The sequence below is a fragment of the Bradyrhizobium sp. DOA1 genome (assembly GCF_001593325.1).
In the GTDB taxonomy this organism is placed as follows: Bacteria; Pseudomonadota; Alphaproteobacteria; order Rhizobiales; family Xanthobacteraceae; genus Bradyrhizobium.
This window is the reverse complement of record NZ_JXJM01000001.1, coordinates 3,844,816-3,867,562: the sequence shown is the minus strand read 5'-3', so window position 1 is coordinate 3,867,562 and position 22,747 is coordinate 3,844,816. Positions and strand designations below refer to the sequence as shown.

Here is a 22,747-nt window from a genome sequence, read left to right as displayed (position 1 = left end):
GGGTGACGCCGGTGCGCGAGGGGCTCGTGGTGTCGCCGGCCGACGGCCGCGTCTCGATGATCACCATGGCGCTGCCGCCGGCCGAGCTCGGCCTCGGCGACCGGCCGCTGCCGCGCATCTCGGTGTTCATGAGCGTGTTCAATTGCCATGTGAACCGCAGCCCGATCGCGGGCAGGGTGGACCGTATCGCGTACCGGCCCGGCCTGTTCATCAATGCCGAGCTCGACAAGGCGAGCGAGGACAACGAGCGCAACTCGCTCGTGATCACGACGCCGACCGCGCGGATCGGCGTGATCCAGATCGCCGGCCTCGTCGCCAAGCGCATCGTCTGTTTCGTCAAGGAAGGGCAGGCGATCGGCGCCGGCGAGCGCTTCGGCCTGATCCGCTTCGGCTCGCGCCTCGACGTCTATCTGCCGTTGGGCACCAAGGCGCTGGTGTCGGAAGGGCAGACTGCAATCGCCGGCGAAACGATTCTGGCTGACCTCGCTGGAGACGATTCCGGGCGCACTTACCGCAACAATTAACCAATAGTCGGTCCTTTCGGGCGTTCCGCGGCAATGGCGGAGGGGGATGTGGCTTGCTATATCTCGCCGTGAGGTGAGGACGAGCCATGACGCCCTATGATTTCAAGGACCCCGATACGCGCCGCCGGCGGTTCCGCCCGATTCCGGTGCGGATGCTGGTGCCGAACGTCATCACGCTGCTGGCGATCTGCGCCGGCCTGACCTCGATCCGGCTGTCGATCGAGGGACACATGTCGCTCGCCGTCTACGCCATCGTGTTCGCGGCCGCGCTCGACGGCATCGACGGGCGCATCGCGCGCATGATCAAGGGCCAGTCCAAGTTCGGCGCCGAGCTCGACAGCCTCGCGGACTTCGTCAATTTCGGCGTGGCGCCCGGTCTGATGCTGTACTTCTGGCAACTGCACGAGCTCGGCAATGCCGGCTGGATCGCCGCGATGGTGTTCGCGATCTCCGGCGGCCTGCGTCTGGCGCGCTTCAACGCCACCATGGACGATCCAAACAAGCCGGCCTTCGCCGTTAATTTCTTCACCGGCGTGCCGGCGCCGGCCGGCGCGATCACCGTGCTGCTGCCGATCTATGTCGCGTTCCTCGGTCTCGGGCGCTGGCCCGTGGCGATGACGGCCGCCTACACGCTGCTGATCGCCTTCCTGATGGTGTCCCGCCTGCCGGTGTTCTCCGGCAAGACCAAGCGCATGCGCGTGCCGCCCGAGCTGGTGCTGCCGGCGTTCGTCGCCGTCGTCGTCTTCATCGCGCTCCTGATCGCCTATCCCTGGCATGTGCTCTCGATCGGCACGGTGCTCTATCTGCTCTGCCTGCCGCTCGGCTACAAATCCTACCGCGACCAGGCACGGGCGCTGGAAACCGCTGCGCCGGCGGATGGCGAAATCTCGTCACCGCCCTCGGCGCCGACGATGGCGAACCTGTCGGAGCCGCCGCAGGATGACGACCGGCCCGGACGGCTGCACTGAGTAGCAGATATCTGCCATGAAGGTGTGCCGAGTTGGGTTGAGTCCCGATCTCGGCTATATCGCCCAGTGCCGGCGGCATCGCGTCAATCAGCCGCCAACCTGGGAGAGAACGCCGTGACCGATAAAGCGACCGGGCCGCTGCCCGCTTCCGTCCTCGAAGCGCTGGGCCGCTATGACACGCCGACCATCTGCAATGCCATGGAGATCGTGGCGCCCGAGCGGCGGCTGATCGGCTACACCATCAAGCAGCTGGTCTGCCCGTTTCCCGATCTGCCCCCGATCGTCGGCTATGCCCGCACGGTCGCGATCCGCTCGGTGCTGAAATCCTCGCTTCCGGCCGAGGAGCAGTCCAAGCGCCGCATCGAATATTACGAATATGTCGGCACCGGTCACGGTCCGCGCATCTCGGTGATCCAGGACATCGACGGCCCCGATGTCGGCTATGGCGCGTTCTGGGGCGAGGTGCAGAGCAACGTGCACAAGGCGCTCGGCTGCCTCGGCGTCATCACCGACGGCTCGATCCGCGACATCCCGCAATGGGCGCCGGGTTTCCAGGCGCTGGCCGGCTCGATCGGCCCGTCCCATGCCTGGGTGCATGCGGAGAGCTTCGGCGGCGAGGTGCGCGTCGCCGGCATGACCGTGAAGTCGGATGATCTCATTCATGCCGACCAGCACGGCGCCATCGTGATCCCGCTCGACGTCGCGGCGAAGCTGCCCGAGGCTGCCGAGCTCTGTGGCCGGCGCGAGACGCCGATCCTGGAGATCGCGCGCAGCCCCGACTTCTCACTGGAGAAGCTGAAGGCCGCGCTGAAACGCTCGGCGGAGATCCACTGACGGCCCGATTGGACGATCTAAGGTCGCGACGGCAGCCGCCCCTGTTCCGTCAGGAGCAGGGCGGCCTGATCCGGCTCGCTGAACACGGCGGCGGCGCATCCGATCAGGGTGAAGCCGCCCGCTAGGTCCCACAGGGTGATCGCGCCTGCATTGTCGGGGAGTTGAATCCAGCGCGCGGCGATCACCGCGAACCCGGCCTCGATGAAGAGCAGCACGCTGAAAGCAGGCAGAACCAGCGCCGGCTCGAGCAGATGGACCGAAAGCACCGCCGGAAGCGCGGTGAGAAGACTGAACAAGATCACCATGGCGAATGGCTCCCCCGCGATGGAGCGTGCCGTACAGGGACAAACTACCCCCTGGATCCCTCGGCACGGATGTGACGCAGGGCCGCAGTCGGAGGGGGCTGCCGCTCTCCTGCGGTCGATCGTGGTTAGCGAAGTATTGAGAATCCCGCCGCCGGGCGGCCATCGCGGTCGTCTGCGGTCCGGCGAACCAGACTGTCCAGACTTAACCTTTACGCGTCTTTAATGGCGCCGCTCTAGGGTCTGCGATGCGGTTCGGGGTTGAGCCGCACCAGCGGCCAGGACGGCCGTTGTTGCGTAGGCGTTGGAGTCGATAATGGATATCGCAACACTTGTTGGCCTGGTCGCAGGCGCCATTGTCGTGTCGTCGCTGATCCTGATGGGCGGCAGCTTCGGGATGTTCTACGACATCCACGCCGTCATCGTCATCTTCGGCGGCTCATTCGCCGCAACGATGATCCGCTTTCCATTGTCGGCAATGATCCACGGCTTGCCGCTGGGCGCAAAGTTCGCCTTTACCCTGAGCAGCCTTTCGGCGCACGACCTCGTCGACGAACTCGCCCGCATTGCCGAGATCGCCCGCAAACAGGGACCGGTCGGGCTCGAAAAGGTCGAGACCGACGAGCCGTTCCTCGCCAAGGGCATCCGCTACGTCGCCGACGGCTACGACCTCGACTTCATCCGTGACAATCTGGAGCGCGACCGCGACAACTTTCTGATGCACCTCAACGAAGGCAGCAAGATCTATCGCGCGGTCGGCGACTGCGCCCCGGCATTCGGCATGATCGGTACGCTGCTCGGCATGGTGCAAATGTTCTCCAACATGCAGGATCCCTCGAAGCTCGGTCCGTTCATGGCGACCGCGTTGCTGGCGACGCTCTACGGCGCCGTCGTCGCGAACCTGATCTGCCTGCCGATCGCCGACAAGCTGCATGGCAAGCTGCTCGATGAAGAGACCAACCGGACGCTGATCATCGACGGGATCTTGATGATCCGCGATTCCAAGAGCCCGACGCTCGTGCGCGAGATGCTGCTGGCCTATCTGCCGGAGAAGCATCGCCACGCTGAAGGCGAGCCGGTGCCGGCCTGATCGGTCGGGTAGGGCGGTCGCAGAAAGCAGCCAATGGCAAAGAAGAAACGCGAAGAGGCACATGGTGGTCACGGCTGGTTCGTGACCTTTGCCGATCTGATGGCGCTGCTCCTGGCGTTCTTCGTGATGCTGGTCGCGTTCTCCACCCAGGATGCCAACAAGCTGAAGATCGTCGCCGGCTCGATGCGCGAGGCGTTCGGCGTGCAGACCGAAGCGCGCTATTCCGGCATCGTCGAGTCCGATGGCCTGCCGACCCGTCCGCGGCTCAAGAACGTCGACCACATCCAGCCCGAGGATGCTTCCAACACGCCGACGCCGGACCAGGAGGATCGCGAGAAGACCTCAGGCGCGAAGATCAAGGTCGATCGCAATTTCGCGCTCGCCGCCGCCTCGCTGCGCCAAGCCTTGCAGGACATGCCGGAACTGACGGAGATGTCCAAGCACATCATGTTCGAGGAGACCAAGCAGGGCCTCAACCTCGAGATCGTCGATCAGGACGGCCGCTCGATGTTCGCCGACGGCTCCAAGGTGCCTTACGACCGCACCCGCCGCTTGGTCGAGAAGCTTGCGATTCCGCTCAAGGCGACACCGCTGCGCGTTTCGATCGCCGGCCACACCGCGGCGGGCTTCGTGCCGACCCGCAGCGACTACGGCGCCTTCGACCTTTCGGCCGATCGCGCCAATGCCGTGCGCCAGATCCTCGAGCGTGAAGGCTTGCCGTCGTCGCACATCTTCGCCGTCTCGGGCAAGGCGGACACCCAGCCGCTGTTTCCGGACGATCCTTCGCTCGCCGCCAATCGGCGGGTGACTATCACCTTGATGCGCGAAGACCCGCCACTGCCGCCAAACCTGAAGCCCTAACGGTCTTGCATTACCATTTTACCTGAGGCATGTCGTCGCGCAGGCGATCAACGTTGCTGCGGTGTCACAGCTTCTATCTCGGCGACTGCTATGGTGGCGGGCCGATTGACAGGCGCGTCGGAACCGTCGAAAGGCGCCGGATCGAATTCAGGGACGAAGCGTTTTTCACCCCCATGACGGCGAGCACCTCATCGACCGAGACCCACGACGGGAAGCCGGTCACATCAGGTTTTTGGGCCCTTACGCTCGGGAGCATCGGCGTCGTCTTCGGCGACATCGGCACCTCGCCTCTCTATGCATTCCACGAGGCGGTGAAGGGCGCGGCCCATGGCGAGCCGGTCTCGCGGGCTATCGTGCTGGGCGTGCTCTCGCTGATCCTGTGGGCGCTGTTGATCGTCGTCACCGCCAAATATGTCCTGCTGCTGCTGCGCGCCGACAATAACGGGGAGGGCGGCACGCTGTCGTTGATGGCGCTCGGCCAGCGCGCGCTCGGACGGCGAAGCTGGGTTCTGCTCGCGCTCGGCGTGGTCGGGGCCTCCATGTTCATCGGCGATTCCATGATTACGCCGGCGATCTCGGTGCTGTCGGCGGTCCAAGGCCTGAAGCTCGCTACTCCGGCGTTCGAGCACTACGTCGTGCCGCTCACTGTCCTCATCCTGGCGCTGCTGTTCGCCGTCCAGAGCAAGGGGACCGCACTGGTGGCCTCGGCCTTCGGGCCGGTGATGGTGATATGGTTCGCCGTCATTGCAGTGATGGGGGCCGTCCATATCGCCGACGACCCCACGGTGCTGGCGGCAATCAATCCCTATTATGCGGTGCAGTTCGTGCTGTCGCACGGGGTGATCGGCCTCGTGACTCTCGGCGCCGTGTTCCTGGCGGTGACCGGAGGCGAAGCGCTCTATGCCGATCTCGGTCATTTCGGGCGCAAGCCGATCCAGTCGGCCTGGATGTTCTTCGTGCTGCCCGCGCTCCTGATCAACTATTTCGGGCAGGGCGCGCTGGTGCTGTCCGATCCCAGCGCGATCGAGCATTCCTTCTATCGCATGGTGCCTGACAGTCTGGTGCTGCCGCTGGTCGGCCTTGCGACCGCCGCGACTGTGATCGCGAGCCAGGCCGTGATCACCGGCGCCTATTCGCTGGTCTATCAGGCGGTGCAACTCGGCCTGCTTCCGCGCTTCGAGGTGCGCTACACCTCCGAGACTCACGCCGGCCAGATCTATCTGCCGCGCGTGAACCGGCTGCTGCTGATCGGCGTGATGCTGCTGGTCTTGCTGTTCCACACCCCCAGCAACCTGGCCTCCGCCTATGGCATCGCGGTCTCCACCACCATGGTCGCCGACGGCATCATGGGCTTCGTCGTGATCTGGAAATTGTGGAACTGGCGCGCCGCCACGGCTGCGGCTGTCATCGTGCCCTTCGTCATCGTCGATTTGAGCTTCTTCAGTGCCAATCTGTTGAAGCTGCTCGATGGTGCCTGGGTGCCGCTGTTGTTTGGCATCGTCATGGTGGGGACGATCTGGACCTGGCGTAAGGGTTCGGGAATCCTGATTCAGAAAACGCGCCGGATCGAGGTGCCGCTGGACGATCTGATCCGGAGCCTGGAAAAGCGGCCGCCGCACATCGTCAAAGGCACCGCGGTGTTCCTCACCAGCGATCCCGCTTTCGTGCCGACCGCGTTGCTGCATAATCTGAAGCACAACAAGGTGCTGCACGAGCACAACGTGGTCCTGACCATTGAAACCGCGCAGACGCCACGGGTCGATCTGTCGGAGCGGTTCCGCATGGAGAAGATCAGCGACAAGTTCTCCAAGGTTCGCCTGCGCTTCGGCTACATGGAGCAGCCGAACGTGCCCAAGGCGCTTGCGATCGCCCGCAAGCAGGGCTGGCAGTTCGACATCATGTCGACGTCGTTCTTCGTGTCGCGGCGCTCGCTGAAAGCTTCGGCTCAATCGGGCATGCCGCTCTGGCAGGATCATTTGTTCATTGCGCTCAGCCGGTCCGCCAACGACGCCACGGACTATTTCCAAATCCCCACGGGTCGGGTGGTGGAAGTCGGAACCCAGGTCACGATCTAACCGCTACCGCCTCTGCCATGCGAATTTGCATGGCTAAGCCCCAGAATCGGGCTAGGCTATGCCCGCAGCGCAGGCCTATAAGCCGCGCGCTCTTCCGCCGTTGTGCAGTGAAGCATTTTAGAGGCCATCGGGCTTTCCCATGACTAGCGACGCAGTGATTTCCGCCCCGGAAACGGCGGCGGCCAACGGGCATGGCGAGGCCCACACCACCGCCGGCTTCGGCGCGCTGACGCTTGGCAGCATCGGGGTCGTCTATGGCGATATCGGCACCAGCCCACTCTACGCCTTCCGCGAGGCGGTGCTGGCGGCCTCGGGCGCCGAAGGCGCGCCCACGCCGGCAGCCGTTCTCGGCGTCGTCTCCCTGATCCTGTGGGCCCTCATCGTCGTGGTGACGCTGAAATATGTCGTCATCCTGCTGCGCGCCGACAACAACGGCGAGGGCGGCACGCTCGCGCTGATGGCCTTGGCCCAGCGCGCTGTCGGCACCGGCGGTGCCACCGTCGTCCTGCTCGGCATCATCTCCGGTGCGCTATTCTATGGCGATGCCGTGATCACGCCGGCGCTCTCGGTGCTGTCGGCGATCGAAGGCATGAAGGACGTCACGCTGCGGTTCGAACCTTATATCGTTCCGCTGACCGTGGTGATCCTGGTCGCGCTGTTCGCGGTGCAATCCCGCGGTACCGCCCGCGTTGCGGCCTTCTTCGGCCCGATCATGTGCGTCTGGTTCGCGGTGCTTGCGGCCGCCGCGATCCACCCGATCATCGAGCAGCCGCAGGTGCTGCTCGCGCTGAATCCGCTCTACGCGGTGTCCTTCATGCTCTCCCACGGCATCATCGGCTTTGTGACGCTAGGTGCGGTGTTCCTGGCGGTCACTGGCGCCGAAGCGCTCTATGCTGATCTCGGCCATTTCGGCAAGCGGCCGATCCAGACCGCCTGGTTGTTCATCGTGCTGCCATCGCTGGCGCTGAACTATCTGGGGCAGGGGGCGCTCGTCCTCGGCGATCCCGGGGCGATCGTGAGCCCATTCTTCCAGCTCTTCCCGCAGGGTTTCTTCCGTGGCTGCATGGTCGTGCTCGCCACCATGGCGACCGTCATCGCGAGCCAGGCGGTGATCACCGGCGCCTATTCGCTGACGCGTCAGGCTATTCAGCTTGGCCTGCTGCCGCGCTTCGAAATTCGCCATACGTCCGAAGCCCATTCCGGCCAAATCTTCATCCCGCGCATCAACCAGCTTTTGCTGCTCGCCGTGGTGCTGCTGGTGCTGCTGTTCCGCTCCTCCAGCGCGCTCGCCTCCGCCTATGGCATCTCCGTCACCGGCACCATGGTGGTCACGGCGCTGATGGGCTTCGTTGTGGTCTGGAAGGTGTGGCGGTGGTCGCCGATCGCAGCCGCAGCCCTGATCGCGCCGTTCCTTTTCCTCGACCTGACCTTCCTTGCCGCCAACCTGCTCAAGGTGTTCGAGGGCGGCTGGGTGCCGCTGGCGCTCGGCGCGCTCATGATCATCCTGATGTACACGTGGCGGCGCGGCAGCCGGCTGCTGTTCGAGAAGTCGCGCAAGCTCGAGTTCCCACTCGCCGACCTCGTGGCCATGCTGGAGAAGCGGCCGCCCCAGCGCGTCCCCGGCACCGCCGTGTTCTTGACCTCGGACCCGCTCAGTGCGCCGACCGCGCTGATGCATAGTCTGAAACACTACAAGGTTCTGCACGAGAAGAACGTCATTCTCACCATCGAGACGGCGCAGACCCCGCGGATCGATCCGGCCGAGCGGGTCAGGCTGGAGCAGATCTCGCCGACCTTCTCCAAGGTCACGCTGAAGTTCGGCTTCATGGAATCGCCCAATGTGCCGAAGGCGCTGGCGATCGCGCGCAAGCTCGGCTGGCAGTTCGACATCATGTCGACCTCGTTCTTCCTGTCGCGGCGGGCGCTGAAGCCCGCGGTGCATTCCGGCATGCCGCGCTGGCAGGACCGGCTGTTCATCTCGCTGAGCCGCTCGGCCAACGACGCCACCGACTATTTCCAGATCCCGTCCGGCCGTGTGGTCGAGGTCGGAACGCAGGTGACGATCTAGCTAGCTCCACCGCTGTCATTGCCCGCGAAGGCGGGTGATCCAGGACTCCGAGACAGTTGCGGGTTGAATCGACAGGCCGCGGCGTACTGGATTCCCCGCCTGCGCGGGGAATGACACCGAGCGGGGTGGTGAGATGTGAAGCAGGAGCTTCAGGCATCTTGAAAGCCGCGCTTCAACTCGCTGCGATTTAGCTTTAACTTGCGCCGTGCGGCTCAAGCCTTTGTAGCGCTTGATTTTCGCGTCCCGAGAGGCGAGGTTGCGCGCCGGCCGGGATCGCCCAGGCCCACAGGCGCGACGTGGAGGATGAAGTGGCAAACCAGGTACAGGATCTGACCCCGGACGAGGTCTCCAAGGGGGTCGCCGAAGGCCGCTATCTCTTGGTCGACGTGCGCGAGCCGAACGAGGTCGAGGCCGAGGCCTATCCCTACGGCGTCGTGGTGCCGCTCTCGACCTTCGATCCCAAGGCGATCCCGGATCCCGGCGGCAAGGAGATCGTGTTCGCCTGCCGCTCGGGCAAGCGTTCCGTGACCGCCTCGCTCGCGGCACAGGCGGCCGGCTTGCCCTACGACAAGCACCTCGCGGGTGGCATGCTCGGCTGGAAGGCGGCGGGCCTTCCGAGCAAGGTCGGTGGCTGATCGGCCCGATGTCCAAAAGCTCGTCCCTGAACAAGGTCTTCGCCGACCTTCCCGTCACCATCTTCGAGGCGATGTCGCAGGCCGCGCGCGACAATGCCGCGATCAATCTCGGCCAGGGCTTTCCCGACGATCCCGGCCCCGAGGACATCCGCCGCGCCGCGGCCGAGGCCTCGCTGAACGGCTACAACCAGTACCCATCCATGATGGGCCTGCCGGAGCTGCGCCAAGCCATCGCGACCCATTACTGCCATTGGCACGGTCTCAAGCTCGATCCGATGAGCGAGGTGATGGTGACCTCCGGCGGTACCGAGGCGCTGACCTCGGCGATCCTCGCGGTGGTGCAGCCGGGCGACGAAGTGGTCTGCTTCCAACCCGTCTATGATTCCTACCTCCCGATCATCCGCCAGGCCGGCGGCATTCCGCGCCTCGTCCGGCTCGAGCCGCCGCACTGGCGGCTGAATGAGGACATGCTGAAAAGCGTGTTCAATTCAAAGACCAAAGCGGTGCTCTTCAACAATCCTCTGAATCCCTCCGCGGTGGTCTATCCGCGCGAGGACCTCGAACTGCTCGCGCGCTACTGCCAGGAGTTCGACGTCATCGCGATCTGCGACGAGGTCTGGGAGCACGTCACCTTCGATGAGCACAAGCACATCCCGCTGATTACCATCCCCGGCATGCGCGAGCGCACCATCAAGGTCGGCTCGGCCGGCAAGATCTTCTCGCTGACCGGCTGGAAGATCGGCTTCGTCTGCGCCGCGCCGCCGCTGCTGCGCGTCGCCGCCAAGGTGCACCAGTTCCTGACCTTCACCACGGCGCCGAACCTGCAGGCCGCGGTCGCCTACGGCCTCGGCAAGTCCGACGATTACTTCCTGTCGATGCGCAAGGACCTGACGCGGAGCAGGGACCGCCTCACCAATGGCCTCGAAAGCCTCGGCTTCCCCGTCCTGAAGTCGCAAGGCACCTACTTCCTCACCGTCGACCTGTCGCCGCTCGGGCTGAACGAGAGCGACACCGAGTTCTGCTGGCGGATCGTGAAGGAGTACAAGGTCGCGGCGATCCCGGTGTCCGCCTTTTACGAGCAGGATCCCGTGACCTCGGTGGTGCGCTTCTGCTTTGCCAAGAAGGACGAGACTCTCGACACCGCCCTCGAGCGGCTGTCGGACGCAGTGCGCGGGCGCAAGAGGTAGATTTGAGATGACGAATGTCGGCCGATTGAGGCGTTGCTTTTCCTGGCTTTGCCTTGGTTTTGCGATCGCAGCAGCGCTGACATTGCTTTCGCCGCCCGCCGGTGCCCAGGAGCGGGTCGTCAACTTCTACAACTGGTCCAACTACGTGGCGCCTGAGGTCCTCGAGGCCTTCACCAAGGAGACCAGCATCAAGGTCGTCTACGACACCTTCGATGCCAACGAGACGCTGGAAACGCGCCTCATGGCCGGCAAGTCCGGCTACGACGTCGTGGTGCCCACGGCGTATTTCCTCCAGCGCCAGATCAAGGCCAACATCTTCCAGAAGCTCGACAAGACGAAGCTGCCGAATCTGGCCAACGCCTGGCCGATGGTGACCAAGCACCTCGCGACCTACGATCCCGGCAACGACTATGCCGCCAACTACATGTGGGGCACGACCGGCATCGGCTACAACGTCGCCAAGCTGAAGCAGATCTTGGGGCCGGATGCGAAGATCGACAGCTGGGACATCGTCTTCAAGCCGGAGAATCTTGCAAAATTCAGAGATTGCGGCGTGCACATGCTGGACTCGGCCGACGACATCTTCCCGGCGGCGCTGAACTATCTCGGGCTCGATCCGAACTCGACCAAGCAGGCGGACCTGGAGAAGGCCGCTGACGCCGTCGCCAAGGTTCGCCCGTCGGTGCGCAAGTTCCACTCGTCCGAATATCTGAGCGCGCTCGCGACCGGCGAGATCTGCTTCGTGGTCGGCTGGTCCGGCGACATCATGCAGGCCCGTGCCCGCGCTGCGGAGGGCAAAAGTGGCGTCGAGATCGGCTACGCGATTCCCAAAGAGGGCGCGCAGATGTTCTTCGACAATCTCGCGATCCCCGCCGATGCCAAGAACGTTAGGGAAGCCTACGAACTGATCAACTATCTCTATCGTCCGGACGTCGCCGCCAAGAACTCGGACTTCCTGTCCTACGCGAACGGCAACCTTGCCAGCCAGAAGCTGGTCGATCCGAAAATCCTGGGCGACAAGAACATCTATCCGGACGAGGCGACGCTTTCAAAACTGTTCGTCATCACCGCGCGCGAGCCGGCGACGCAGCGGATCATCAACCGGCTCTGGACCAAGGTGAAGACGGGGCGCTGAGGCACATTCGCGTCATTTGCGAGCGAAGCGAAGCAATCCAGAATCTTTCCGCGGAGGCACTCTGGATTGTTTCGTCGCTTCGCTCCTCGCAATGACGGAGCAGCTACCGCCACCTGCGATGCAGCCAGAGCCACTGCTCGGGATGCTCGCGCACCCAGCTTTCCACCACGCTGGTGATCGCCTGCGTGGTACCCTGGATGTCGATCTTGCCGTCGGCGTCGCGCACCGGCTGGATCTCCTCGGTGAGCTCGCCGCGGAAGCGGCCGCCGGGCAGGCGGATGATGCGGACGCCGTGGATCGGACATTCGACCTGGCGCAAGAGCCGCGCCAGCATCGGATTGGCGCGGGTTTTGCGGCCGAAGAAGCTGACCTCGACGCCCGCGGTCAGGTACTGGTCGATCAGCATGGCTACGTGCTTGCCGTCCTTGAGCGCCTGCGCGAGCCGCAGCGGCGCGTCGCGACCCGCCGGGATCAGTGTGCCCATGTTGACCTGGCGCATTTCCTGGATGATGCGGTCGGCGGAGGCGATGTTCGGCCGGCGATACAGGATCGCGGTATCCAGCTCATGCGCGACGGCAGCGAGAGCCGGCAGCTCCCAGTTGGCGAGATGCGCGGCGAAGATCAGCGCCGGCTTGCCGTCGTCGCGGATCTGATCGAACAGCTCGATGCTGCGCTCGGACAATTCGATCCGGCTCTTCTCCGGGTGATCGCGATCGTAGTTCCAGACGTGATCGATATGGGCGAACTCGGCGCCGACGCGACCGAGATTGTCCCACACGCCCATCAGGATGCGATCGATCTCCTCCGGGGACTTCTCCGGAAAGGCGGCGGTGAGATTGGCGCGGCCGATGCGATGCTCGCGCAGGCGCGGGCCGATCAGCTTGACCGCGCGCGCGAAAAAGTCCGAGGTCTTGACCGGATCGAAATAACGCGTGGTGCGCAGCATGCCGACGGTGGCGGCGCCGATCAGGCTGCCGCCCATCGACTTTGCCGCCTCCCGCGCGCGGGCCTTCATCCTCGCAGGAAGCAACGACATGCGTCCGGTCAGGCCGGTTCGCGGGTCAGGATCAGCGAGGCGTTCTGGCCGCCGAAGCCGAACGAGTTCGACATCACGGCGGTGACGCGGGCATCGCGCGCCTTGTTGCCGACGACGTCGAACAGAATCGTCGGATCCGGCGTCTCGTAATTGATCGTCGGCGGGATGCGCTGATGCTCGAGCGTGAGCAGCGAGAAGATCGCCTCGACGGCGCCGGCGGCGGAGATGGTGTGGCCGACCATCGATTTGTTCGAGGTGACCGGAATCTTCTGCGCGAGCTCGCCGAACACGGCCGAGGTCGTGTTGAACTCCATCTTGTCGTTCTCGGGCGTCGCGGTGCCGTGCGCGTTGATGTGGTCGATCTGGTCCGGCGTCATGCCCGCATCGGCCAGCGTCTTGTTCATGCAGCCGATGATCGGCTTCCCATCGGGAGACGAGCGGGTGCGATGGAAGGAATCGGTGAGTTCGCCGCAGCCGGCGATCACGCCGAGGATCTTTGCGCCGCGCGCAGTGGCGGCCTCATAGCTTTCCAGCACAAGCGCACCGGCGCCTTCCGCCATGACGAAGCCGTCGCGATTTTTCGAGAAGGGGCGGGAGGCTGCCTGCGGCGGATCGTTCTGGGTCGACAGCGCCGAGAGCAGCGAGAAGCGCACCAGCGCTTCCGGATTCACGGTGCCGTCGGTCGCGACACACAGCGCGGCATCGGTCTCGCCGCGCCGGATTGCCTCGACACCGAGCTGGATCGACGTGGCTCCGGACGCGCACGCGGTCGACAGCGAGATCGGCGAGCCCTTGGTGCCAAAGGTCTCGGCGAGGTGCGCGGCGACCGAGCCGAACATGAAGCGGTGATGATAGGCGCTGTACTTGCCGCCGCCGGAGATGCGCAGCAGATCGTCATAGTTGAAGTCGAGCGCACCGACGGCACGGCCGAGCTCGCGGCGCTGCGGCCATTCGACCTCGACCGGCGCGACCGCGAGGAAGAGGGGACCGGGGAAATCGGCCTTGGCGCCAATGCCGGCCTGCGCGAGCGCTTCCTCCGTCACGATCTCGGCCATCCGCTCGGAAAGGGCGGTGGAGGAGAACGGATCGACGCTGACGAAATCGACCGTGCCGGCCATCGTGGTCTTCAGGCCGTCGACCGGAAAACGCGTGATGGTGCGGATGCCGGATTCGCCGGCGACGAGCCTGGCCCAATTGTCGGCCTTGCCGGCGCCGAGCGAGGTCATGATGCCCATGCCGGTGACGACGACGACGGGACGCCCGAGTTTGTCGCGTGGTGCAGTCATGTCGATCCCCCGATAGAGCTTAAGCTTGGCCAAAGCGCGCCGCGCTTCAGCTCACCGCCTCGACCAGCGCCATGCCTTCGCCGCGCCAGTGTCCGGCCCCCACCACCACAATCTGGGTGGGCGCGCCCTGCATTTCAATCTCGGTGCCCGTGGAATCGTTCGGCGGGAACAACGCGCCGCGCGAGATCGCCAGCGCGGCCAGCGCGATGCCGAGCGGGAACTGCGTCTCCATGGTGTGGCCGAACATCGTGCCGGTCGAGCGCACCGGGAGCTCCGCATGGTTCTTCAGGAAGCTGCGCTCCTCGCTCGTCGCCGGCTCCGCGCCGGTCGCGCCCGTGATGATGGCGCCCTTGCCGTCGCGCTTCGGCAGCTTGGCCCAAAGCTTTTCCAGCGTCGCCGTCATCTCGCCAGCCTGCTTTCGGCGCGCCAGATCTGCAACGACGCTCGACAGCTTCGCAAACGGCTTTGCGCCGCGTGCTTCCGCATGCGCCCGCGATTCCAGCACCAGGAACGCGCCGGCCGAGCCTAGCGCGAAGCCGGGATGGTCCTTGCGCCCCCATACCGGTGCGAACTTGTCCTTCAGATTGAAGTCGCCGAATTCGTACAGCACCAGCAGGTCCTTGCGCTCGCCATTGTGCGAGCCGCCAACCAGCGCGATGTCGCTCTCGCCCGAGGCGATGCGCGCAAGCGCGATCCGGGCGGCGTCGGCGCCGGCCACCTCTTCGCCCATGAAGGTGCGCGAGGTGCCGCCGAGCCCGTGGACGATGGCGATGTTGCCAGCGAGCAGGTTGGAGAGCTGGGCCAGGAACAGCGTCGGCCTGAGGTCGCTCATCAGCCGCTCGTTGAGGAAGCCGGGCGCGTTGGCGCCCTTGGCCTCGGCCGTGAGCACGCCGGTGTCGACGTTGAGATCGCGCTCGCCGCCGCCTGCGGCGATCACCATGTCGATCTTCGACAGGATGTCCTTGTTGCCCTTGATCCCGGCGGAATCGAGCGCCAAGCCGGCGGCGTAGGTGCCGATGCGCTGCCAGGCTTCCATCTGGCGCTGATCGCCCTTTTTCGGAATCTGGCTGTCGAAAGACACCGGCATCAAGGGATGCACGACGTAGGGCGCAAAGCCCTTCTCGTCGACATTGATGCGCTTTTCCTGGAGCGCGGCCCAGTTGGCGTCCAGTCCCTCGCCGAGCGAGGTGGCGAGCCCAATGCCGGTGATCCAGACTTCCGTCTGGCCGGACGTCGTAACGGGAGTGTCAGTCATGGCGATACGGCCTGTTGCGGAAAGCCGACGCGTTTGGCGATCGCGTCCATGTGTCCGCGCATATCCGCATTGGGGAACGGGATCTGTGTGAAGGTGAGGGTCGAGTTGGCGCGCAGCTTGCCGCCGACCCGGATCTTGGCTTCGGTCACTGCATAACCCGAACCCTGATGGGACAGGATCGCCTCGATACTCATGACGTCACCGGGGAAAACCGAGCCGCGGACCTTGGCCTCCTTCACGGCGGCGAGGATCGGCATGCGCTCGAACTTCAGCATTCCGAGCTGCAGCCAACCCGAAGCCTGCGCCATCGATTCGATCAGGAGCACGCCGGGCATCAAGGGATAACCCGGGAAGTGTCCCTCGAAGATGGTGCTTGCGTTCGGAACCTGGGCCTCGACGACAATCGTCTTCTCGTCGACGTTGAGGTCGACGATCCGATCGATCATGTGGAAGTATTCGAGTTGCATGGCTGCGCGCTTAGGCGCTCGCGCCCTTGGCCGCGACGAGTTCGTCGATGCGCGCGCACAGGTTCTTCAATACGAAATACTGCTCGGTGGTGGCCTTGCCGTCGTTGACCTCCTGGGTCCACTTCTCCAGCGGCAGCTTGATGCCGAACTGCTTGTCGATCGCGAAGGCGATATCGAGGAAATCGAGGCTGTCGATGCCGAGATCGTCGATGGCATGGCTATCCGGCGTGATCGTGTCGCGCGGGATGTCGCAGGTTTCAGCGATGATCGTGGCGACCTGATCGAATGTGGAAGACATCACTAAGCCTTTGATATATTGCGGATATTTGTCAGATTTCCAGAGTGGCGCGGGTGGGTGGGCATCGCGCCCTGATGACGCCCTCTAACCCCCCTCTGGCCGGGTCGAAAGCCCGTATATCGGAGCGCCGCCCTGAGTTCAATGGAGCCGGGCAAGCGGAGGGACAGGGCTGGGGATGCCTGCCGCGGCTCCTCCCGGCGAGGGACGGGCGGCGAGCCTGACTTAGATGTGCGGTGTCGTAATCTTGAGGCAGTCTCGGCGGCCCATCAGCACGCAATCCTGGGTCCGGCGCAGCTCGGCGATGCTCACCGCGAGCCAGATCCCGATCGCGGTCAGGGCAATAGTGAAGGCGAGCGCCGCGATGTTGGCGAGCATGCGATGGCGATATTCGTTCGGTTCACTGCGGGGCTGCTCGTAGCGGGACAGGTCGAGCGGCTCAGGCGCGGAGCGCAGTGGCTGCACAGTGCCGCTGCCCCGGCGAATGGTGGGGGAAGGCGAGGTGCGCGGCCTGAACTGGAGCACCCGGTGCTCGTCATCAGAGCTTATGGGCCGCTGGGTTTTCATGGGGCGAGGATCACTCCGAAGCAGCGATTTTTAGATAGCACACGTGACGAACCCGTTGCAGAAAATCTTCTCAACGCGGACGTGTATTGTCTGTTCGCACTATTTTGCATAGCGCCTGCTCAATGCCCGCGGGGCCGGCTGCGACGCTGTCGGGAAAGCGCGGGGTTTCGTCGCAACAATGGCCGGGACGCTCGCGCCTCTGCATTGCAGACCACATCGGCTTGTGATCTCCGCGCACAACCCAACACGTTTTGCTGCCCCAAGGCCCATGGCATAGTCCAGGGAACCGATCCGCCGACTGCAACGATGTAAGGGACCGTTCGACCATGACCAATCCACGCGAGCCGAGAGTGCATCCGGTCCCGATCCTGTCGCTTCGGCCCACGCAGATGACGGTCGGCATGCGCGAGGTCAAGGAGAAGCGCAAGCGCTGGCGTCAGCACGACGGGAAGAAGCAGGCCGACCTGCTCGGCAAGCACATGATGCCCGTCGTGTACGGGCCGGATGAGCGCTATTACGTCATCGATCACCACCATCTCGGCCGCGCGCTGCACGACGAGGGCGTCAAGGAGGTGCTGGTGACCGTGATCGGCGACCTCCGAATGGTCGAGCGCGAGGCCTTCTGGGGCGTCATGGACAACAAGCGCTGGGTCTACCCTTACGATGCCAAAGGCGAGAGGCGGCCGTTCCGCGACCTGCCGAAATCGGTCGCCGACCTCAAGGACGACCCCTTTCGCAGTCTTGCGGGCGAGCTCCGCCGCATCGGTGGCTTCGCCAAGAATACGACGCCGTTCTCGGAATTCCTGTGGGCCGACTATCTGCGCCGAAAGCTCTCGCGCAAGCTGATCAATGCCGATTTCGGCAAGGCCATCGAGAAGGCCATGGCTTCGGCCAAAAGCCAGGATGCGATCTATCTGCCGGGCTGGTGCGGACCGGCGGAGGACGATTAGGCGCGATCAGTCGCGCTGGAAGATTTTGGCGCCGGGATAGACGCGCCGGGCATAATTCACCACCAGGGCGCGGTCCTGGGTTTCCAAGAACGGCGTTCGGATCTGACACGATCCGACGATGAGGTGCCATAGACCATTGAGCTTTCGGATGACGACGTTCATTTGAGTAGTCCTTGATCACTCCACTTGTCAGCAGACGCTGCGGCCGCCGCAAGACAACGGCGATACTTGTTAGTTGGTTACGGCCCCGGCTTTGATAAGCCCGATCCCATCACAGGCGCTTGAGCGAAACCAACTTCCGTGGCGATGAAACCGTCCTGAAACAGAGCGGGCCCATCTCTTTGTGGTAGTCGAGCTCACACAGGAGGCCAACATGCGCCGTCTGGTTTTCGCCATTGCCTTGCTCGCGGTCGCTTCAGCAGGGATTTCGGCATCGTTCGCGGCGGTTCACCACGCCAAGACGCTGACGTTCTCCGAGCGCTTTGCGCCGGCGCTCGCGTTGATGAGCAAGCGCTAGAGCCGCATCCGCCGGCTTGGTTTCAATTCCGCGTCAGATTGGCGCTGGGACTCTTGATGTGTCGCAAATCCCTGCCGGCCTGGACGGCTACGATGGCGACGCATGAGGGGCGAGAGGCGCATTGCGGCCAATGCGAGAGCACGCGGGCTCCGGTCATGCTGAGCCGGAGACGCGACGATGAGCCTGATCCTACGCCTTCTATTCGTTGTTGCCGGCGCCATCACGGCGCTGTTCGTCGCGCGGGATGCACTGAACTTCACCATCATCCAGACCTTCGTCGCCATCCTGCTCGTGACGGCCGTCCTGCTCGCCGGCAGCCTCTGGAGCCTGCGGCGGAAGACGTGAGCGGCACGAGAGCGTGAGCCGCGCTGAGGGCTAGATTCTCAGACGTAGCGATCTTGGCGTGGGTCCCGACTCTGCGCAGCAGCGTGCACGCTGCTGCGCGTCCGGGACATCAGCGGCTTACCGCAACGGCTTCTTCAGCAGCGAGAAGCGATCGGGATCAAGGCCCATCGAGGGCTGCAGCATCGGGGCCTCGACGTTGGAAAGCGTCTTGGCGGGCGGCGCCGAGAATACCGGATCGTTCGGCACGTCGCGCTGCGAGGTGGCGCCGCGCCAGCGCTCCAGCACGGCACCGACGAAATGCATGTCGTGGCCGGAGGTGACGGACGGCACGCTCGAGATGGTGGCCTCGCCGCGCGGCAATTGATGCGGCGGCACTTCCTTGAAGCGCAGCCTCGTCGGCAGTGCGACGCCTTCGCCGAACGCCAACACCTCGCGGGTACCGAGCGAAGGCACGAAGGAGAGCAGGTTCGCGGCGGCGTCCGACACGGCGGCACGCAGCAGCGCCTGGTCGCGGTCGTTGGCAAGGCGCATCGTGAACAGCGTGTTGCACTGGGAGATGATGGTGGCGTCGAGCTCTGCGGGCCGCTGCGTGATCAGGCCGAGATAGACGCCGTATTTGCGGCCCTCCTTGGCGATGCGCGACACCGCCTTGCGGGTCGGGCCGAAGCCGATGTTGCGGTCGGCGGAGGCATAGCGGTGCGCTTCCTCGCAGACGAACAGCAGCGGCGAGACGCCGTCGCTCCACAGGCCGAAATCGAAGGCCATGCGGCACAGCACCGAGACGACGGAATCGATGACCTCGGCCGGGAAGCCGGCGAGCTGCATCACCGTCATCGGCTTGCCGTTGGCCGGCAGGCGGAACAGATGGCTGATGACCTCGGCCATGGTGTCGCCGCCGACATTGGCATTGTCGAACATGAAGGTGTAGCGCGGGTCGTTGCGCACGGCCTCGATGCGCGAGATCAGCTTGTGATAGATGATGCGCGAGGAGCGATTTTCCAATTTGCCCATGCGCTCGTCGATCAGCGACAAGAGGTCGACCAGGCGATAGGGCACCGGCGTGTCGACGGTGTAGCCGATCTGCTTGGGATCGATGCGCTTGAGACCGATGCGGTCGGCGTTCTGGTATTGGGTATAGACGCCCTTGGCGAGCGGGATCACCTCGGCGAGGATGTCGAGCTCCTCGGGCACGCCGGCGCGGCCGCCGAACAGCACGTCGACGATTTCCTCGAAATTGAACAGCCAGAACGGCAGCTTCAGGTTCCGCGGATTGAGCACCAGCGCGCGGTCGCCGAAGCAGCGGCCATATTCGTTGTGCACGTCGAGCAGGAAGATGCGCAGGTTCGGCCGTGCCTTCAGGATCTCGTTGAGCAACAGCGAGACGCCGGTCGATTTGCCGACGCCGGTCGATCCCAGCACCGCGAAGTGCTTGGACAGCATTTCCTCGACGTCGACATAGGCGACGACCGAACGGTCCTGCTGCAGGAAACCGACATTGATCTGGTCCGACCCGGTCGGCGCGTAGATCGTGCGCAGCTCCTGGCTCGTGATCAGGTCGACGGCATCGCCGATGGTCGGATAATTGGTGACGCCACGCTGGAATTTGGCCTTGTCGGCGGCATTGAGGATTTCGCCGAGCAGGTCGACCGAGGCGATCGCGATGTAATTGTCGTTGCCCGACAGGTTTTCGCAGGAGACCTCGGTGATCATCGCGACGATGACCGAGCTAGCGCAGCGGATACTGACGAAGCGGCCGACGGTCGCCCGAACCTCCGAGACCGGCATCCGGCTTTCCGCCAGAAGCCCGACCCGGGCCAGCGACCCGCGAACCGAAATCACGCGTCCAAAGGATGTCACGATGGATGAACCTGAGAAGAGCAAGGACTAGCCCGAACTATGCGCGGCCGTGGCTGCACAAACGGTTAAGCCGCTGCTGCAGCTGCTTCGTTAAATCTGCGGCAATTGCGCGGGAGGGCTGGTTCCCCACGCATATTTTTGGGCGGGAAGGGCGCGAAAAGCTGCATTTCCAAGCCCCGGGAGAGCGGAAAGCATTTAGGAAGACTTTACCATTCGGGCAGTCAGGCCCCGCCGCTCGTGGAACCCTGTCATCGCTGGGGTGGGCGAGCCGTGCCCATTCGCAGGCAGTTTGATTTGTTGACGAGAACTAATCATTTGTACATTAGTACAAATAGTCCGGTGGCTTCGGTGCCGTGCCGGGCGTGAGCGCGTTGCAGTCCCGCGTCGATTGCGTGGCCCCGCGGCTCGCAGTCACGCTCGGCAGCCAAGTTTGGAGGAAACCATGCAGACCGAACCGATCCTCGATCTCGCGCATCTCGGCCACATGGAGCTCTTGACGCCCAAGCCCGAGGAGAGCCTGAAATTCTTCGTCGACGTCATGGGCATGACCGTCAGCGGGGAGAAGGGCGAATCGGTCTACCTGCGCGGCTGGGACGATTACGAGCGCTATTCGCTCAAGCTCACGGCTTCGAAGACATCGGGCATGGAGCACATGGCGCTGCGCGCGCGTAGTCAGCAGGCATTGGAGCGCCGCGTCGCCGCGCTCAAGGGCTCCGGTTTCGACATCGGCTGGATCGACGGTGACATGGGACAGGGGCCGACCTTCCGCTGCCGCGATCCCGATGGCCACATCGTCGAGCTCTACTACGAGACCGAATGGTATCAGGCGCCGGCTGAGCTGAAGCCCGCATTGAAGAATCAGGCGCAACGCTTTCCCGCGCGCGGCATCAACGTCCGCCGGCTGGACCATCTCAATTGCCTCGCCGTCGACATCAAGGCCAACCGCGAGTTCTTCGAGAATTATCTCGGCTGCCGGCTCACCGAGCAGATCGTGCTCAACGACGGCCGAGAAGCTGCGATGTGGCTGACGATGTCGAACAAGAGCTACGACTTCGCATACTCGCTCGATCATTCCGGCACGCCCGGCCGCTTCCACCACGTCACCTACGCGCTCGACAGCCGCGAGGAGATTCTGCGCGCCGCCGACATCTTCCTGGAGAACGGCGTGCATATCGAGACGGGACCGCACAAGCACGCGATCCAGCAGACCTTCTTCCTCTATGTCTACGAGCCCGGCGGCAACCGCATCGAGGTCGCCAATGCCGGCGCACGCCTCATCCTCGCGCCGGACTGGAAGCCGATCGTGTGGACCGAAGAGGAGCGCAAGAAGGGCCAAGCCTGGGGGCTGAAGACGATCGAGTCCTTCCACACCCACGGCACACCGCCGGTTGAGATGAAGAAGCACGGCTGAGTTAAAGCCGACTTGACCGATACCAGCGCTCTCTCCGTATGAGCTTGGCGAGGTTTGAGCAAGGGCCTCGTCCTTCGAGACGATCGCTTCGCGATCTCCTCAGGAAGAGGCTAAACGGCAGCTTTGCCTATCGAACTGCTGCCATGCACTCCGTCCTCATCCTGAGGGCCCGCCGGAAGGCGGGCGTCTCGAAGGATGGCCGCACGCGAGCTTCCAGCTGCGCGTTCCTTGTATTGCATTAATGCGCCGACGATCGCACGCGCGCGATCGTCTCGCGCACACCGGTCCAGGCCGGCTTGTCCGGCGCGAACTGCCTGCGCAGGAAGGTGACGAGCTCCTCCAGCTGCGCGTCGCTCATGCTGTTTCTGAAGGCAGGCATGTAGCCGAGATCGCTCGACACCGGTTCACTGATGCCGTGCAGGATCACCTGTACGAGATTGTCCGATGTCGCGCTGTGCAGATTGCTGTTGAGCGCGAGCGAGGGCCTTGTGCCGAACAGCGGCAAACCACCGACTTCGTGGCAGACGGCGCAGGCGCCCTGATAGAGCCGGGCGCCGGTGGACGAGGCGACGGTGACTTGCGTTGCGCTCTCGAGTTTTGCGGCGAGCGTATCCTGCGCTTGCCGGTCGGAGCCAGCATCGTTGAATGAGTCGAGGTAGACTGCCATCGCGCGGATGTCCTCATCGGGCAGGGCTTTGAGGTCTCTTACGATCGGCGCCATGGGACCGGCCGCGACGCCGTGATAGCGCGAATGGCCCGTGCGCAAATAAGCGAAGAGTTCGTCCTCGCTCCACGGGATGGGCGCGCGTGAGAGCGACGTGAGCGCCGGCGCCTCCCAGCCCTCGGCGAAGCCGCCGGCGAGATAGGCCTGGCGCTGCTCGGCACCAAGCGCATTGCGCGGCGAATGGCAGCCGCTGCAATGGCCGAGGCTCTCGACGAGATAGGCACCGCGATTCCATTGCTCGGACTTCGCGGGATTCGCCTTGAAGTCCTTTGTCTGGTGAAACAGAGCATTCCAGCCGGCGAGCAGAGGGCGCAGATTGAACGGAAAAGCGAGCTTGTTCGCCGGTGCCGTCGCCCGC

The 22,747-nt window shown here is 64.2% G+C and carries 24 protein-coding genes; 14 read left to right on the top strand and 10 right to left on the bottom strand.

Annotated features, from left to right (window positions below; translation table 11 throughout):
- The 3 genes from SE91_RS18460 to SE91_RS18450 form a co-directional block, all read left to right on the top strand.
- A partial coding sequence (locus SE91_RS18460; protein ID WP_063921304.1) for a phosphatidylserine decarboxylase occupies positions 1 to 524 on the top strand: 524 nt, incomplete at its 5' end.
- Positions 525 to 610: 86 nt separating this feature from the next.
- Positions 611 to 1,492 (top strand): CDP-alcohol phosphatidyltransferase family protein, encoded by an 882-nt coding sequence (locus SE91_RS18455; RefSeq protein ID WP_061848595.1) that lies wholly within the window; start codon positions 611 to 613, stop codon positions 1,490 to 1,492.
- A gap of 114 nt (positions 1,493 to 1,606) precedes the next feature.
- Positions 1,607 to 2,326 (top strand): RraA family protein, encoded by a 720-nt coding sequence (locus tag SE91_RS18450; RefSeq protein WP_061851187.1) that lies wholly within the window; start codon positions 1,607 to 1,609, stop codon positions 2,324 to 2,326.
- 17 nt (positions 2,327 to 2,343) lie between these two features.
- Here the strand turns inward: SE91_RS18450 and SE91_RS18445 are convergent, their stop codons facing one another.
- Positions 2,344 to 2,631, bottom strand: a complete 288-nt coding sequence (locus SE91_RS18445; protein WP_061848594.1) for a hypothetical protein — start codon at positions 2,629 to 2,631, stop codon at positions 2,344 to 2,346.
- A 313-nt stretch (positions 2,632 to 2,944) separates the two neighbouring features.
- On the opposite strand from SE91_RS18445, the gene SE91_RS18440 reads away from it, so the two are divergent.
- From SE91_RS18440 to SE91_RS18410, 7 genes are all read left to right on the top strand, one after another.
- Complete coding sequence (locus SE91_RS18440; protein WP_008552766.1) at positions 2,945 to 3,718, top strand: motility protein A; 774 nt, start codon at positions 2,945 to 2,947, stop codon at positions 3,716 to 3,718.
- Positions 3,719 to 3,751: 33 nt separating this feature from the next.
- Entirely contained in the window at positions 3,752 to 4,579 is an 828-nt protein-coding gene (locus tag SE91_RS18435) for an OmpA/MotB family protein (RefSeq protein WP_008552764.1), read from the top strand.
- 173 nt (positions 4,580 to 4,752) lie between these two features.
- Positions 4,753 to 6,654, top strand: a complete 1,902-nt coding sequence (locus SE91_RS18430) for a potassium transporter Kup (protein ID WP_060737676.1) — start codon at positions 4,753 to 4,755, stop codon at positions 6,652 to 6,654.
- 139 nt (positions 6,655 to 6,793) lie between these two features.
- Positions 6,794 to 8,722, top strand: coding sequence for a potassium transporter Kup (locus tag SE91_RS18425; protein ID WP_061848593.1), 1,929 nt, complete (start codon positions 6,794 to 6,796; stop codon positions 8,720 to 8,722).
- Between the two features lie 308 nt (positions 8,723 to 9,030).
- The gene (locus SE91_RS18420) at positions 9,031 to 9,357 is read left to right on the top strand and encodes a rhodanese-like domain-containing protein (protein WP_061851186.1); all 327 of its coding nucleotides are present in this window, start codon (positions 9,031 to 9,033) and stop codon (positions 9,355 to 9,357) included.
- An 8-nt stretch (positions 9,358 to 9,365) separates the two neighbouring features.
- Positions 9,366 to 10,544, top strand: coding sequence for an aminotransferase (locus SE91_RS18415; RefSeq protein ID WP_061848592.1), 1,179 nt, complete (start codon positions 9,366 to 9,368; stop codon positions 10,542 to 10,544).
- A 7-nt stretch (positions 10,545 to 10,551) separates the two neighbouring features.
- On the top strand, positions 10,552 to 11,679 hold the full coding sequence (locus tag SE91_RS18410) for a polyamine ABC transporter substrate-binding protein (protein ID WP_061848591.1): 1,128 nt from the start codon (positions 10,552 to 10,554) through the stop codon (positions 11,677 to 11,679).
- Positions 11,680 to 11,782: 103 nt separating this feature from the next.
- Here the strand turns inward: SE91_RS18410 and SE91_RS18405 are convergent, their stop codons facing one another.
- The 6 genes from SE91_RS18405 to SE91_RS18380 all read right to left on the bottom strand — a co-directional run bounded on the left by SE91_RS18405 (position 11,783) and on the right by SE91_RS18380 (position 16,585).
- A complete protein-coding gene (locus SE91_RS18405) occupies positions 11,783 to 12,715 on the bottom strand; it encodes a lipid A biosynthesis lauroyl acyltransferase (RefSeq protein ID WP_061848590.1) in 933 nt (310 codons plus the stop codon).
- A gap of 8 nt (positions 12,716 to 12,723) precedes the next feature.
- The gene (locus SE91_RS18400) at positions 12,724 to 14,001 is read right to left on the bottom strand and encodes a beta-ketoacyl-ACP synthase (RefSeq protein ID WP_060735754.1); all 1,278 of its coding nucleotides are present in this window, start codon (positions 13,999 to 14,001) and stop codon (positions 12,724 to 12,726) included.
- A gap of 46 nt (positions 14,002 to 14,047) precedes the next feature.
- Positions 14,048 to 15,256, bottom strand: a complete 1,209-nt coding sequence (locus SE91_RS18395; protein WP_061848589.1) for a beta-ketoacyl-ACP synthase — start codon at positions 15,254 to 15,256, stop codon at positions 14,048 to 14,050.
- Positions 15,253 to 15,723, bottom strand: a complete 471-nt coding sequence (locus tag SE91_RS18390) for a 3-hydroxyacyl-ACP dehydratase FabZ family protein (protein ID WP_008552714.1) — start codon at positions 15,721 to 15,723, stop codon at positions 15,253 to 15,255. Before SE91_RS18390 ends, SE91_RS18395 begins: the two co-directional genes overlap by 4 nt.
- Before the next feature lie 10 nt (positions 15,724 to 15,733).
- Positions 15,734 to 16,021 carry an acyl carrier protein gene (locus SE91_RS18385; RefSeq protein WP_007592476.1) on the bottom strand — a complete coding sequence of 96 codons (288 nt, stop codon included), beginning with the start codon at positions 16,019 to 16,021 and terminating at the stop codon, positions 15,734 to 15,736.
- Between the two features lie 222 nt (positions 16,022 to 16,243).
- Complete coding sequence (locus tag SE91_RS18380) at positions 16,244 to 16,585, bottom strand: hypothetical protein (RefSeq protein WP_060735756.1); 342 nt, start codon at positions 16,583 to 16,585, stop codon at positions 16,244 to 16,246.
- A 326-nt stretch (positions 16,586 to 16,911) separates the two neighbouring features.
- On the opposite strand from SE91_RS18380, the gene SE91_RS18375 reads away from it, so the two are divergent.
- Positions 16,912 to 17,535, top strand: coding sequence for a ParB-like protein (locus SE91_RS18375; RefSeq protein WP_061848588.1), 624 nt, complete (start codon positions 16,912 to 16,914; stop codon positions 17,533 to 17,535).
- A 6-nt stretch (positions 17,536 to 17,541) separates the two neighbouring features.
- Here SE91_RS18375 and SE91_RS37150 read toward each other — a convergent pair whose 3' ends face one another.
- Positions 17,542 to 17,697, bottom strand: coding sequence for a hypothetical protein (locus SE91_RS37150; RefSeq protein ID WP_008552708.1), 156 nt, complete (start codon positions 17,695 to 17,697; stop codon positions 17,542 to 17,544).
- A 211-nt stretch (positions 17,698 to 17,908) separates the two neighbouring features.
- Between SE91_RS37150 and SE91_RS37145 the strand changes: the two genes are divergently transcribed.
- Positions 17,909 to 18,052, top strand: a complete 144-nt coding sequence (locus tag SE91_RS37145; RefSeq protein WP_167520680.1) for a hypothetical protein — start codon at positions 17,909 to 17,911, stop codon at positions 18,050 to 18,052.
- A 177-nt stretch (positions 18,053 to 18,229) separates the two neighbouring features.
- Positions 18,230 to 18,397, top strand: coding sequence for a hypothetical protein (locus SE91_RS37140; RefSeq protein ID WP_008552704.1), 168 nt, complete (start codon positions 18,230 to 18,232; stop codon positions 18,395 to 18,397).
- A 117-nt stretch (positions 18,398 to 18,514) separates the two neighbouring features.
- Here SE91_RS37140 and SE91_RS18370 read toward each other — a convergent pair whose 3' ends face one another.
- Entirely contained in the window at positions 18,515 to 20,254 is a 1,740-nt protein-coding gene (locus SE91_RS18370) for an ATP-binding protein (protein WP_162492954.1), read from the bottom strand.
- Positions 20,255 to 20,696: 442 nt separating this feature from the next.
- Here SE91_RS18370 and SE91_RS18365 point away from each other — a divergent pair, with 442 nt between their 5' ends.
- On the top strand, positions 20,697 to 21,665 hold the full coding sequence (locus SE91_RS18365; protein WP_061848587.1) for a catechol 2,3-dioxygenase: 969 nt from the start codon (positions 20,697 to 20,699) through the stop codon (positions 21,663 to 21,665).
- Positions 21,666 to 21,903: 238 nt separating this feature from the next.
- On the opposite strand, the gene SE91_RS18360 is transcribed toward SE91_RS18365, so the two are convergent.
- The coding region (locus tag SE91_RS18360; RefSeq protein WP_156490020.1) for a c-type cytochrome at positions 21,904 to 22,747 on the bottom strand (844 nt) is incomplete at its 5' end.